11 protein-coding genes are annotated in these 13572 nt (G+C 55.9%); 8 read left to right on the top strand and 3 right to left on the bottom strand.

Annotated features, from left to right (window positions below):
- Position 1 precedes the first annotated feature (1 nt).
- Entirely contained in the window at positions 2 to 1264 is a 1263-nt protein-coding gene (locus ACWJ62_RS08995) for an amidase family protein (RefSeq protein WP_449285874.1), read from the bottom strand.
- A gap of 309 nt (positions 1265 to 1573) precedes the next feature.
- On the opposite strand from ACWJ62_RS08995, the gene ACWJ62_RS08990 reads away from it, so the two are divergent.
- On the top strand, positions 1574 to 2572 hold the full coding sequence (locus ACWJ62_RS08990) for a GntR family transcriptional regulator (protein WP_449285873.1): 999 nt from the start codon (positions 1574 to 1576) through the stop codon (positions 2570 to 2572).
- A gap of 77 nt (positions 2573 to 2649) precedes the next feature.
- On the opposite strand, the gene ACWJ62_RS08985 is transcribed toward ACWJ62_RS08990, so the two are convergent.
- The gene (locus ACWJ62_RS08985; RefSeq protein ID WP_449285872.1) at positions 2650 to 2988 is read right to left on the bottom strand and encodes a thioredoxin domain-containing protein; all 339 of its coding nucleotides are present in this window, start codon (positions 2986 to 2988) and stop codon (positions 2650 to 2652) included.
- Positions 2989 to 3912: 924 nt separating this feature from the next.
- Between ACWJ62_RS08985 and ACWJ62_RS08980 the strand changes: the two genes are divergently transcribed.
- The 4 genes from ACWJ62_RS08980 to ACWJ62_RS08965 all read left to right on the top strand — a co-directional run bounded on the left by ACWJ62_RS08980 (position 3913) and on the right by ACWJ62_RS08965 (position 9439).
- The gene (locus tag ACWJ62_RS08980) at positions 3913 to 4356 is read left to right on the top strand and encodes a MerR family transcriptional regulator (RefSeq protein ID WP_449285871.1); all 444 of its coding nucleotides are present in this window, start codon (positions 3913 to 3915) and stop codon (positions 4354 to 4356) included.
- Between the two features lie 6 nt (positions 4357 to 4362).
- Entirely contained in the window at positions 4363 to 6984 is a 2622-nt protein-coding gene (locus tag ACWJ62_RS08975; RefSeq protein ID WP_449285870.1) for a heavy metal translocating P-type ATPase, read from the top strand.
- 126 nt (positions 6985 to 7110) lie between these two features.
- The gene (locus ACWJ62_RS08970) at positions 7111 to 7560 is read left to right on the top strand and encodes a DUF411 domain-containing protein (protein WP_449285869.1); all 450 of its coding nucleotides are present in this window, start codon (positions 7111 to 7113) and stop codon (positions 7558 to 7560) included.
- A gap of 157 nt (positions 7561 to 7717) precedes the next feature.
- On the top strand, positions 7718 to 9439 hold the full coding sequence (locus ACWJ62_RS08965; RefSeq protein ID WP_449285868.1) for a diguanylate cyclase: 1722 nt from the start codon (positions 7718 to 7720) through the stop codon (positions 9437 to 9439).
- A 46-nt stretch (positions 9440 to 9485) separates the two neighbouring features.
- Here ACWJ62_RS08965 and ACWJ62_RS08960 read toward each other — a convergent pair whose 3' ends face one another.
- Complete coding sequence (locus tag ACWJ62_RS08960; RefSeq protein ID WP_449285867.1) at positions 9486 to 10415, bottom strand: hypothetical protein; 930 nt, start codon at positions 10413 to 10415, stop codon at positions 9486 to 9488.
- A gap of 137 nt (positions 10416 to 10552) precedes the next feature.
- Between ACWJ62_RS08960 and ACWJ62_RS08955 the strand changes: the two genes are divergently transcribed.
- From ACWJ62_RS08955 to ACWJ62_RS08945, 3 genes are all read left to right on the top strand, one after another.
- The gene (locus ACWJ62_RS08955) at positions 10553 to 11227 is read left to right on the top strand and encodes a Fe2+-dependent dioxygenase (protein WP_449285866.1); all 675 of its coding nucleotides are present in this window, start codon (positions 10553 to 10555) and stop codon (positions 11225 to 11227) included.
- Between the two features lie 84 nt (positions 11228 to 11311).
- Positions 11312 to 13297: a ribonuclease R family protein gene (locus tag ACWJ62_RS08950; RefSeq protein ID WP_449285865.1), complete on the top strand. Its 1986-nt coding sequence runs from the start codon at positions 11312 to 11314 to the stop codon at positions 13295 to 13297.
- Between the two features lie 61 nt (positions 13298 to 13358).
- On the top strand, positions 13359 to 13562 hold the full coding sequence (locus ACWJ62_RS08945; protein WP_449285864.1) for a hypothetical protein: 204 nt from the start codon (positions 13359 to 13361) through the stop codon (positions 13560 to 13562).
- Positions 13563 to 13572 lie beyond the last annotated feature (10 nt).

Genomic DNA, 13572 nt, shown 5'->3' with positions numbered 1-13572 from the left:
CTCAATGAGACACTGTGTCTGGTGTGTAAATGTTTTGTTTTGAAAGCGCTGCCTCCAGGAACAGCGCGGTTTTGAGAAGGAAATCGTCCTTGCCGGATGCTGCTGACAGCTGGATAGACGTCGAAAACCCATTGGGGGCGTGGCCATTCGGAATGGCTATCGCTGGCATCCCAAGGTAATTCGCGTACATCGTGTTGCCGAGGATGAGTTTGTTGAACGCCTTGAACTCATCGACGCCCTGCAGCACCGATTCAATAGCAGGCGGTAGAATTCTTACTGTCGGTTGGAGAAGGATCTTGTTACCAAGACTGGAAGACAGCTCGGCCCGCAGGTTCCTTCTAATCTTCTGCAGGAGTGCATAGCTCTTCGGGTTGAGTAACGTTCCCTCTTTCAGTCTCTGCAAAATCTTCGGGTCGATATATGAGGTCAGTCCATTCTCAAATAATGCTTCGTACTGCTGGGCGGCCTCATGGGCGACCAGGCTTCCATGTATTTCGAAGAGCCGGTCAACTTCGGCGTAGGGTGAAAAATCAACTTCGTGAATCTCGAACCCAAGGTTGGACAACAGATCCAGGGTTTTATCGAAATTGTCTTTGATGTGCGGATCACGTGGCTGGATCGATTTATTCCGTGGCACCAGAAACTCGGTTTGCTCGGAGAGCATTCGAACTTTCGGTATGGGGGCCAGACCTCTCAGGGCCTGATCCAGAATGATGCAGTCCTGTACTGTAAGAGAATTGATGCCCAAATGATCCAGGGAGGGGGCCAGAGGGGCCACTCCCCTTAGGGGATACCTATCGAAAGATGGCTTGAATCCGACGACGCCACAAAACGCAGCGGGGATCCGGGACGATCCCGAGGTATCAGTACCCAGTGACACGGGCCAGAGTCCTGATGCGACACCTGCGGCACTTCCCGAAGACGAACCACCCGTGATGTATTTCCCGGTAGTGGCTCTCGGATTAATGGGACTGCCAAACAAGTCGTTTGTCCCGACTCCTGAAAACGCCAACTCGGACAGATTTGTCTTCCCGCCGAAAACCATTCCCTGAAAACCAAGCCTCTCGACGGCCTCAGCGCTTCTCTTCGCAGGCGGCGCATTCCTATATACAAGAGAACCGCGAGAGGTAGTGCCCCCTTCAACATCGATAAGATCTTTTACTCCAAAAGGAATGCCGTCGAGCAATCCAAATTGCTCATCATTCAGATACCTTTTTTCACTGGAGCGAGCCTGTTCGAAAGGGGCTTCTCCCAGAGGCGTCACCAGGATTCCTTGGTTCTTCGAATACCATTGTTTGAATCGAGTATCCCTCAGAACATCGACCGGACTTAATCGACCTGATCTCATCCCAAAGCTAAGAGCCTCAATTCGACTTCTCAGGGACCCCTCACGAAGAATTTCGCTAATTCTCATCACAATTGCCTTCCAGGTATTGTTCTATTTTCGAAAGATAGCTGAAAATGACTATTGGATACAATACCTATTTGTGATTAGCGCGGCTCTGTTAGGTCCAATTTGCATTACAGTGCAAAGTCGCTATGCTCCGACAAGCGTTTCGGGAGGAAAAAGGCATTGGCAAAACAAAGGGCTAGTGGGAAAAAACCGAATTTTGAGGTCATCAAGGACGCACTGGAGGCGGCGCTTGAAAGGGGAGCTTTTCCGGAAGGACAGGTTATTCTCGAGAGACCAATCGCTGAGATCTTCAAAACAAGTCGAGCCCCGGTAAGGCGTGCCCTGGCCGAGCTGCATGAAGAAGGCAAGCTGTTTAAGTTCGAAGGCAGAGGCTACAAAACCGACAACTCCGACATCATCCTGAGGGAGGAGATTCGCCCAGAGACGCTTGGTTTGGACGACAAAGCCCAGACTAGCGCTCCCGCAGAGGCTAATATTATTGACGATGTCTACAGAGCGACTAAAAGATCCACCTCAATCGCTATGACGTTTGGTCAATTCAGGATCCGCTCTGAAAAGCATTCCCAGCATTTTGGAGTCAGCAGGACAATCTCCAGGGAAATTCTCGGCAAACTGATGGACGAGGGGCTTGTTGGAAAAGACAGTACAGGGCACTGGATTACAGGGCCGCTCACGGCTCGGGATGTAAAGCAGGATTTTGAAACAAGAAGGCTGTTAGAGCCTTATTCCCTTGAAACCTGCGGACCATTGATTCCGGTGGAACTCCTTGAGCAGATGAAACTTCGCCTCCAGGAAGCACTTACGCAAACTCCAGAGGACAAGAATCCGAGGCTTTTGGAGACGATTGAAGCTGACCTTCATCAGCGATGCCACTCATTCAACCCGAATAAAAAAATCGCCAAATTTATCAATCAAAGCTTGACGCCTCTGGTTGTCGGGCTGGTTTTTAGCGACGCAGTAAGGGCGTCAGTTGAAAAACCTGGCCTTCGCGAGCACCTTGCTATTATTGAGTCGCTGATCGCCGGGAAGCACTCTGAAGCATCAGAGCATCTTCATGATCACTTGCTCAACGCAGAAACCAGGACTTTGGAAAGGATGAAGTCCCTATCCGTTATCTCAGAGCCTTCTTTGCCAAACTACCTGGTAAAAATTTCTTAAAAAAAGCCGGGCGAACTTCCGCCCGGCAAAGGGCTGACACTGTGCTAAGCCCAAACCTCCTAACAGAAAAACTACATTTAAAAACTCCGCACCCAGCTGGCGAGAGCCGTCTCTGATTGCTCTCCATCTGCGTACCCCAATACCTCATTTCCCTGTAATAGCACCAATGTCGGAACCGATTTGATGAAGAACTTAAAAGCAAGCTCTATCGACGCTTCGACATCTATTTCGACGATCTGATCGACCAACCCACTGTTCTGGAGCGCTACCAATACAGAATTCTGTTGATCACGTTGCTGACCACAAGCAACATAAAATCTCAGCAAAACAAGCTGATTCCGAAAAACAATATCACCCAAATCAGCCAGCGATTGAATCTGAGAAATTGCCACAGCAGCCTCCAACCAAAACAACATGCACGCGCTTTCCAACTCACGGCATATCCAAGCAAGCCCCACCTCTCAGCCGAGCCATTCATCAAAGAAAGATACTGACTTTCTGTTTTCCGACCGCTGAACAGGCGCATAACAACAAAGCGCTTACCGTGAAGTTTTGCACGGACGTAAAAGTCGAACGGTCTTATTCAGTATCGAGCTACCAAGTGCATCTCCATGGTAGAGAGTGAGCTGGGAGCGTGTTTGTTACGACAAACAAAAGATCAATCGCGTTGGAAACAGAAGAAGAAGGGAAGAATTCTCTGCCATGCCGGTAAGATCACCCGGAATTCTGACGACGCCAAACCGTTAATTTCTTTAAACCACCGATACAAAATGCCAAGCAAAGGCCCAATGACTCTCTCACTTACAGTTATTTCTGCAAAATCCTGTAATTCAATGCTTTATGAGCGCAATTCTATCTTGGGTTTACGCCACTTGTATGCCTTTACAACATCATCCAAAGGGGTTCCTGCAATTGAGTTTGTATAGTTGCTCATTACTTTGATGGAGATACCAAGCGAGACGTCTAATGCCTGTTGGGGTGAAAAGCCAGCTTCAAAGAAAGCGTCAAGATCTGCTTGCGCAGATATTACCGTTCAGGCGGACTAATGCCTGAGTAAACTTCCTCAGTGCCTCGTAGCGTTCGCCCGACACCCTCATTCTCTATTACCCCAAAAAACCTTTGACCTGTGAGTTGCTCACAGGTTTTAGTCTATCGTTAATATTTTGGAGTTCGCCGTATCGGTGCGGGGCGGGCTTCCGAAAACCACTGCAAGTACATCCGTGTACGCTTGCTCTGAGCCGTCCATGGCTCAGAGCATTTTCGGAAGCCCGCCCCGCACCGACACTCCGCCAACTGTAGTGATATGTTCCCGACAATCTCCTACTGGGGAGTTGAGGCAAATGAAAGTAAAAGAGATTGCAGAAGCCGCTGGTGTTAATCCGGATACGGTGCGTTTCTACACCCGGGAAGAACTGCTCAAACCAACCCGTAACCCGGACAACAACTACCAGCAATACGATACCGAGGATCTTCGACGGCTTCGCTTTGCCCGTAAGGCCCGTCAGCTGGGATTTTCGTTGCCTGAAATACGGCAGATTCTGGATCAGGCGGACGACCATCATTCGCCGTGTCCGATGGTTCGGGATGTGTTTCAACACCGGCTGGCAGAGGTTGAGCGGGAGATTCGGGAGCTGCAGCAACTGCGCACACGGATGACCGCTGCGCTGGCGGCCTGGCAGGACATGCCGGATGGCACGCCCGATGGCCATACAATTTGCCGGTTGATCGAACACTGGGATGATCCGGCGCCCTGTTGCGGGGCGAGCGAACAGAGCAAGGGGTGATTCTGAATGACTGACACACCTGTTTTACAAACCACACTCAGCATTTCCGGAGCGTCGTGTCAGGGCTGTGCGAAGAAGATTCGCAACGCACTGGAACCGTTGACCGGCGATACCGGGCTGGTCGAGGTTGATCTGGAAAAGCAGACCGTGGCTTTGCCGGAGGGTGTAGATGCCGCTGAGGCGGCGCGTATTGTTACCGAGACCGGCTACCCGGCTGAGCCTTTCCAGGACGACGCCGGGCCGAACAGTTGCTGTTCTTCAGGTAATGAGGAAAAGGCCGACTCCATCGAAAACCCTGAAGATCAGACAACCGGAGAAGATTCGGCGCCGACGGGCTCTGAAGCGACAACCGGTGCGGACGGGCAGATTCATCTGTCGGTGACGGGAGCGACCTGTGCCTCCTGTGTAAACACAATTGAGAAGGCCCTGATGTCGGTCTCCGGTATCAGTCATGCCCACATGAACCTGGCAGACAACACCGCCACAGCCACGGGTGATGCCGATCCCGGGGCGCTGGTGAAGGCGGTCGAGAGTTCCGGTTATGGCGCCAGCGTGATTGAGGACGAGGACGAAGCCGATGACCGCAAGCAGGAGGAAGACCGGAAGCAGTACAAGACCCTGCTGGTGAAGATGGCGGTGAGTCTGGGCCTGGGGCTTGGGCTGATGGTCTGGGGCATGGGCTTCGGCACCATGATGGTGACCGACGCCAATCAGGGCACCTGGCTCGGACTGGGTGTGCTGACACTGATCGTGATGGCCGCCACCGGCGGGCATTTCTACACCGGTGCCTGGAAGGCGTTCCGTCACCACAATGCCAACATGGACACCCTGATTGCCCTGGGTACCGGCACCGCCTGGCTCTATTCCATTGTCGTGGCGAGTATTCCCGGTACGCTGCCGGAGATGGCTCGTCATGTCTACTTTGAGGCCTCGGCGATGATTATCGGCCTGATCAATCTCGGTCAGGCGCTGGAACTCAGGGCCAAAGGCAAGACCTCAGAGGCGGTCCGCCGGTTGCTGGACCTGCGGGCAAAAACGGCGCGGGTGATTCGCGATGGTGAAGAGCAGGACCTTCCGGTCGAGGAGGTTCGCAAGGGCGATCATATCCGGGTAAGGCCCGGGGAGAAATTACCGGTCGATGGCTTGATTGCCGAAGGCTCGACCCGCATTGATGAGAGCATGCTCACGGGTGAGCCCATGCCGGTGAGCAAATCGGAAGGCGATGAGGTTTCTGCCGGCACCCTGAATACCCACGGTTCGATCGTCTATGAGGCCACCCGGGTAGGCAGTGAAACCGCACTGGCGCAGATCATCAAACTGGTGAAGAAAGCCCAGGGCTCCAAGCCCGCCATCGGTCGGCTTGCCGACAAGATTTCTTCGGTGTTCGTGCCGACCGTCATGCTGATCGCGGTAGTGGCGGCGCTGGTCTGGTATAACGTGGGGCCGGAACCGGCCGTGGTTCACATGATGGTGGCAGCCACCACCGTGCTGATCATCGCCTGCCCCTGCGCCCTGGGCCTCGCGACGCCCATGTCGGTGATGGTCGGTGTTGGTAAGGCCGCCGAATACGGCGCGCTGATTCGCCAGGGCGATGCCCTGCAAACCGCTGGCAAACTGGATCTGGTCATACTGGATAAAACCGGCACCATCACGGAAGGCCATCCGGCGGTTACCCGGGTTCATGCCAGCAAAGGTGAAGAGCAACGCCTGCTGGCCCTCGCGGCCGGTCTGGAACAACACTCCGAACACCCTCTGGCCGAGGCCATTCTGGAGCGGGCCAAAGAAGAAAGCGTTCAGCACGAGAAGGTGACCGATTTCGAGGCCCTGAATGGTAAAGGCGTGCAAGGTGAACTCGACGGCAAGCCCGTGCGTCTGGGCAATCGTCGCTGGCTGGAAGACCAGGGCATTGCTCTGGACGATCTGGCCGCTGCCGCCCGCGCCATTACCGAAGAGGCCGGCACGCCCCTGTTCCTGGCATTGGGCAACGAGGCCCTCGGCGTCATTGGGGTGGCCGATGCGATCAAATCGGACTCCAAAGCCGCTATCCAGCGCCTCCACGAGGCGGGCATCAAGGTGATGATGGTAACCGGCGATGTCGACGCCACGGCAAAAGCCATCGCCAAAAAGGCGGGTATTGATGACTACCGTGCGGAAGTCCTGCCCGAAGACAAGGCCGAGGTGGTCAGCGAGATGCGCGGCAAAGGCCACATCGTCGCCATGGTCGGCGACGGCATCAACGACGCTCCGGCCCTGGCGGCAGCAGACGTCGGCTTTGCCATTGGCACGGGTACCGATGTGGCGATAGAGAGCGCCGGCATCACCCTGATGCGGGGCTCCCTGCACGGCGTTCCCGACGCCATCGAGATCTCCCGTGCCACCGTGAAAAACATTCACCAGAACCTGTTTGGCGCGTTCGTATACAACACCCTCGGTATTCCGGTGGCCGCCGGCCTTCTCTACCCGGTCTGGGGAATACTGATGAGCCCGATTCTGGCTGGCGCCGCGATGTCACTGTCATCGGTCACCGTGGTCTCAAACGCCAACCGTTTGAGGCTGTTCCGAACCAGCCACCGGCCGGAACAGAGCAACGGGCACAGTGATCCGAAACAACAAAAGGAGCGGAACTGATGGAAACCCTGCTGGTCAATGCCGGAGGATTTGCCCTGATGGCTGCCATCGTCTGGTGGTTCTGGCTCTCCGGTTCCGACGACAAAGGCTCCAATGAACATCAACATCACCACTGAGGTATTTGCCATGAAAAAGCACACTCTGGCTCTTGGTCTGATGGCGGCCCTGGGGTTCAGCACCACGGCGTTGGCCGGCGGCGCGGCCCAGAGCATCCATGTTTACAAATCCCCAACCTGCGGCTGTTGTGGTGACTGGATTGATCATCTTGAGGAGAATGGCTTCAAGGTGAAAGCAACCGACACCAACGACATGGGCAGAATCAAGGCCGATGCCGGTCTGATTGCCGGTCTGGGTAGCTGCCACACCGCGTTTATCGGCGATTACGTCATTGAAGGCCACGTTCCGGCCAACGACATCAAGCGCCTGATCAGCGAAGCGCCCCGAGCCACAGGCCTCAGCGTGCCGGGTATGCCCATCGGATCTCCGGGCATGGAGATGGGCGACAGGAAAGACCACTACAAGGTCATCCTGTTCAACGAGTCAGGACAGACACGCATTTTTTCCGAGCATAACTAGTATTGATCGCCAGGCAGGGGTCGTTGCATCAGCGGCCCTTGCGACAATGTTTCCCTCCCGAAAACGTTCCGTGCCCTGTCTGTTTTTTCTACACTCTGATTAACCAGTGTTCTATCATTGGCGCCCAGAAACCCAGAAAAACCGAGAGGGACCCTCGTTGAGTATTAAAACCCGAATCCTTGGTCTGGCCGCCAGCCTGATAGTCGTGGCTTCACTGGCATCGTGGCTGGCCTATCGGGAGCTATCCGAAAATATCATCGAACGCTGGGGCCAACAGGTAGCGGAAATACAGGTGCGCTACGACAGCGCCCGACTGCTGCAGTCCCTCGAACGGGAAATTGGGCTGGCCAAACAGATGGCCAACTCCTCCGCACTGATCAACTGGGCCGCCAATCCCGATAACCAAACGCTCAAGTCTGAAGCCATTCGCCAGATGGAGAGTTTTCGTTCCAACTTCCGGGACAACAATTACTTTGTCGCGCTGGTCGGTAACGGCCACTATTACTACAACAACGCAGAGAATGAGTACGCCGGCAGCCAGTTCCGGTACGTTCTCGACAAGGAGAAGCCCGACGACGCCTGGTTTTTCCAGCTGATAGAAGAAGGCCGCGACTTCCATCTCAACGTGAATCCGGATACCGAACTCGGGGTCACCAAGCTCTGGATCGATGTGTTGATGCGGGACGAGGCTGGCGAGATTGTCGGCATGGTCGGTACCGGCCTTAGCCTCGACGCTTTCCTGCAGGATATTGTCGACATCGGGCAGGAAGGCATCACCACGCTGTTCGTCGATTACAACGGTGCCATACAGCTCTACCGCGACCGCAACTACATAGATTTCGCCAGCATCATCAAACCCGAAGGGCAGAAGAACACGGTCGACCTTTTGTTCGACGATCCTCAGGACAAACAGCAGATCCTCGGTATGCTGCAGCTGCTGAAAAAGCGCGGAGACCAGGCCGGTCAGGTGGAAAGCGGCTTTGTGACGGTGGATGGCCGCAAACATCTGGCCGGGGTTGCCTTTCTGCCTGCCATTGGCTGGTTTGAAATTACTCTTCTGGATTTGAACACACTTCTACCCCAGAGCTACCTTTGGCCGCTCGTTGCCGTATTCCTTGTGACCTTGCTTGTGAGCCTATTGCTGTTCCATTTCATTATCCAATCGCGGATTCTGAAGCCCATCATGAGTCTGGAACACGCGGTGGAAAAAGTCCGCGAGGGTAGTTTTGACCTGCCCCGCCTCGAAAAACCGGATAATGAGGTTGGCTGGCTGGCCGACCATTTCGAAAAAATGGCCCAGAAACTCGGTCAGTCTACGCGGGAGCTGGAAGCAAAAGTGGCCGAACGCACGGATGAGCTGAGCCGACTGGCCCGAATTGATCCTCTGACCGGTCTCAAGAACCGTCGTGGGCTGGACGAGATAATGGAAGAAGAGATTCAGCGGGCCCGTCGACAGGACAGCGGGTTTGGCGTTATCTGGCTGGATATTGATCATTTCAAGACGATCAACGACAGCCTCGGCCACCAGGCGGGCGACCAGATTCTCTGCCGTGTCGCACTCTGGCTCAAAGCCGGCGTTCGGCCCTACGATCATCCGGGAAGATGGGGCGGCGACGAGTTCGTGGTTTTGCTGTCACCGTGTGACCAGGGCACGCTGGAACAGATTGCCCGGCGAATTCGGGAACTGGTGGAACAGGAGAGCCGAAAAACCGGTGCTGCGGTCACAGTCAGCGTCGGCGGATTTTTTGCCCGACCCGGTGACACCAGCGATACCATTCTCAGACACGCCGACCGCGCGCTGTACCGTGCGAAAGCCGGTGGCCGTAACCAGGTCTGCATCGACACGCTGGATGATGAAACCGCGCTTTCCGAAGACTGACGGAAAAGCCGGAGCCTCCAATCAGAGGCCCCGTCAACATCAACAATCAGTACAGGAACGGTGCAAGGGCCAACTCCAGCCGGGCCTGGGCCGAATAGACGCTAGCCACGGGAATGGCTGGCTGCTCCGGCGGCACGGCTGACGGCCAGGCTTTCTGGAGCTCGTCCAGTGCCTTCACGGCATCGCGCCAGGCTTCCTTGTTCTGCTTTTTCAGTGTGGACTGATGGCTATCCAGATAGTCACGAGCGGAGCTCACAAAGCCGCGCCCGTCCTGATATTCGTGCACGGCAACAAAGCGCCCGTCTTCCAGCGCCTCGTCATATTCCAGAACCGCCTGCTTGGTCAGCGAGAGGACCACTTTCGAGACGGTTCCGGCGCTCTGTGCGCCCTTGCTATCGGCAGCTTTGACCGCTTTCTCCAGAGCCACCCAGGCCGCCTGGAACTCCTTGTTAATGTCGCTCCAGTGCTCAACCCCGCCGGCCTGATTTGCCAGCGTCTCCAGAGGTTCACTCAGATCGTTTTGGCCCCGGCTTTCGAGACCTGGCGCAACCATGCCGTGGAGCTCAACCCAGGGATGCGTCAGATGTGGACGCCCGTCAGCGACCTGACCCGCCTTGATCAATTCACGAGCCGCCATCAAATGACCCTGCATCATCTGCAACATGGCAACATAGGCGCCGTCAGAGTCGACAGGAGAAACAGCTGAAGATCCCCTTTCTCCGCCTTCTCCACCTTCTCCGCCTTCGCCACCGGCGGCAAAGTAGCTGAACGCCGCACCGGTTTCGCCAGCTTCACCACCGTGGTGCTCGCCACCTTCACCACCATGGTGTTCTCCGCCCTCGCCGCCTTCCGCTGAGCCAGAGTTCATCATGCCGTCGTGATGCTTTTCCTTGTGCTCGCTTGCGACAACTCCCGAACTGGCAATCAGCGTCGCCATGCCGATGCCGGTCCAGAGCTTCAGCTTTTCATTCTTCATTCCGTTCTTTCTCCTGTTAAAAACCGCCTGCTGCTCTTCATCAACAACGGTAAGATTGATGGTGAATCGATAGTGGTGCATCATGCGCCAAAGCTTATACTGATTGCAAATTATTCGCATTAAGAGTTGAGATAACCATGATTATCTGTATCGACCAGATCCTGACCCCTGAACAGCTCCAGCGAATCCGCAACGCCCTTGACGGTGGCCAGTTTCAGGACGGGCGGAGCACAGCCGGGTGGCATGCAAAGCTGGTCAAAAACAACGAGCAATTAAAGGTGTCCGGGGGCCAGGCGGAAAGTCTTCGGACCGAGGTAGAAAAAGCCCTGACGGAACACCCCTTGTTCCAGATGGCAGTGCGGCCTGCCAAGGTCACACCTCTCATATTCAGTCGCTACCGGGATGGTATGACCTACGGCAATCACGTGGACGATCCCGTGATGGGCCGGGGGGCCGGCAGGTTGCGGACCGATGTTTCCTTCACGCTGTTCCTGGACGATCCTGAAAGCTACGACGGGGGCGAACTGGTTACCGAAACCACGGCCGGTGAGCAATCCTACAAATTACCGGCTGGCGCCGCGGTGGTCTATCCGTCCTCAACCCTGCACCGGGTTGATCCGGTCACACGGGGCCAACGCCGTGTCGCTATCGGTTGGGCCCAGAGCACCATTCGGGAACCGGCCCAGCGGGAAGTGCTCTTTGATCTGGACACGGCCAGGCGACAGCTGTTTGAACGTGAGGGCAAAACGACCGAATTTGATCTGCTCACCAAATCACTGGCCAACCTCCAGAGATTCTGGACAGAAATCTGATTTGCGGATTCTGCTATCTGACGCATAGAGCCATAACCGTTATACTCCGCCCCATCATTCATTATTTACCAGCCAGGTTACTTCATGCTCAAAGCCGACGCCCTCAGCCAGTTGCGCCAGCTGAAATCGGATATCAAGGAAAACAAGGTGGTTTTCCCCGGTACTGTCAAAGCCACCAATGGCCGCTTCGGATTTGTTGCGCTCGATGAGGGTCGGGATGTTTTCCTGCCACCGGAGGAGATGCAGAAGGTGCTGCCGGGCGACCGGGTGAACGTCACCGAGCAGGAAGTTGAGAAAGGCAAGACCCAGGGCTTGGTGGACGAACTGCTGGAAACCCGCCTGAATACGTTTGTTGGCCGTTACCTGGTCAAGGGCAAAGGGCACTTTGTGGTACCGGAGACCCCGGGCATCAACCGCTGGATCTTCATCCCGCCCAAAGAGCGAATGAATGCCCAGCCGGACGACTTCATCTACTGCCAGATTCACAAGCATCCGATCAAGGACGGCAAGGGCCAGGCCAAGGTGTTGCGCGTGATCGGCAAGGCCGGGGAACCCGGCATCGAGCGTTCCTTCACCCTCGCAACCTTTGACCTGGCGGACGCCTGGCCGGACTCAGTGCGCACACAGGCCGACAGCCTTAGCGACAGCGATATCGAATCCCGGGAAGCCAGACGGGAAGACCGAACGGATCGCCCGTATGTGACCATCGACAGCCCGGGCACCCAGGACATGGACGATGCCCTGCTGGCCGAACCCAACGCCACCGGCTGGACGCTGTCGATTGCCATTGCCGATCCGACCGCCCTGATCGACACCGCCAGCCCGGCGGAACAGGAAGCGTTCAATCGGGCTACCGCTATCTATTTCCCGGGCGAGCCCCTGCCCATGCTGCCAGACAGCATCAGCACCCGCCTGTGCTCGTTGATGCCGGAGGCCAAGCGCCTGGCCCTGGTATGCGACCTTCAGGTTAACAATGATGGCAGCCTTGGCGATTACAGCTTTCATCTAGCGGTTATTCAATCCAAGGGCAAACTCAGTTACGAGCTGGTCTCGAATCTGATCGAAGGCCGGGAAGACGACGACATCAAGGCACTGCCGGACGCCGTCGCCAACAGTCTGGACCAACTTCACCAGGCAGCGACAGCGCTCAGAAAATGGCGCAGCGAGCATGCGCTGCTGAGCGGCGACCGCCCGGAATTCCGCCTCCGGCTGGATGAAAACAAGCGTATCCGGCTGATCGAACCGTCCATCCAGAATGAAGCCCATCGTCTGGTGGAAGAGTGCATGGTCGCTGCCAACCGCTGCGCCGCGGACTTCCTGACCAACCAGACCGCCGGTTTGTTTATCCAGCATCCAGGACTGCGAGATGATCGCGCCGACAACATCCGGGCGCTGATCGACAGTCACGCACCACACCTGTCCGGGGTTGATGCCCATCAGGCCGAGGGCTTCCGAAAGCTGATGAAGGAAACCGACGCCCTGGAGGCAGAGGTACCGGTCAAGGCCATACTGTCCCGCCAACTGGCCCGGGCCGAGTTAAGCTTCAAGCCGGCTCCACACCATGGTATGGGCCTGGATGCCTACACCACCTTTACCTCGCCACTGCGCAAGTTCTCCGACTTCTACGTGCATAGGCTGATCAAATCGGCGCTGTGGGATACCCCCATGAAAGCCTTGAGTGAGGATCAGCTGGAGGCCCTACAAGCCGCCCAGATCCGCGCCCGACAGGCCGCCAACAGTCTGGAAGCCTGGCTCAAGAGTGACTTTGCCAAAACGCTCGGCGAAGAGCCCATGGCCGGCGTTATCAGCCGCACCGTGCCTGCCGGCTTCTTCGTTCGCCTGGATGCCAACGGGCTGGAAGGGTTCGTCAGCTGCAAGGATCTTGACGGAAAGTACAGCTTTGATCCGGTTACCATGCGCCTTATCCACAACAAGAACGGACGCATTTTCCAGCTGGAACAACCGGTAACGGTCAGCTTTGCCGGGGTGGATGACGAGCGCAGGCAGATTAATTTCAAGCTGGTGGAAGCACAGGAGATTGCCAGCCAGAGCAGCCCTGACGGCGGTTGAAAAACCACAATGGCAGGCGCATCGTATCAATCAGGACATGATCCGATGATGGAGGTGCGCCATGCCCATCACTCCCGATGAATTTCTGAAAAAGTACGGTTTCGACAAGGAAGACGAAGAGCGGGACCACAGCCTCCGCAACAACGCCATGGAGCATGCCAAACATCTGCGAAGGCCCCATGCAGGAACGCCCCACGACTGGGAAGAATGGGAGCGTTACAAGCGTGAACATCCGGATGAGGTGGAGGATGATTCCGACAGCTGATTCCCGATAT

It is taken from the genome of Marinobacter sp. PE14 (assembly GCF_053566155.1).
Note: the sequence above shows the minus strand (reverse complement) of the source record. Positions and strands in the feature narration are given on the sequence as shown.

Coding starts and splice junctions, on each gene's coding strand:
- ACWJ62_RS08985 (WP_449285872.1), bottom strand. CDS start 2,988: ATGTTGTTTTGGTTGGAGGCTGCTGTGGCAATTTCTCAGATTCAATCG.
- ACWJ62_RS08980 (WP_449285871.1), top strand. CDS start 3,913: ATGAAAGTAAAAGAGATTGCAGAAGCCGCTGGTGTTAATCCGGATACG.
- ACWJ62_RS08975 (WP_449285870.1), top strand. CDS start 4,363: ATGACTGACACACCTGTTTTACAAACCACACTCAGCATTTCCGGAGCG.
- ACWJ62_RS08970 (WP_449285869.1), top strand. CDS start 7,111: ATGAAAAAGCACACTCTGGCTCTTGGTCTGATGGCGGCCCTGGGGTTC.
- ACWJ62_RS08960 (WP_449285867.1), bottom strand. CDS start 10,415: ATGAAGAATGAAAAGCTGAAGCTCTGGACCGGCATCGGCATGGCGACG.
- ACWJ62_RS08955 (WP_449285866.1), top strand. CDS start 10,553: ATGATTATCTGTATCGACCAGATCCTGACCCCTGAACAGCTCCAGCGA.
- ACWJ62_RS08950 (WP_449285865.1), top strand. CDS start 11,312: ATGCTCAAAGCCGACGCCCTCAGCCAGTTGCGCCAGCTGAAATCGGAT.
- ACWJ62_RS08945 (WP_449285864.1), top strand. CDS start 13,359: ATGCCCATCACTCCCGATGAATTTCTGAAAAAGTACGGTTTCGACAAG.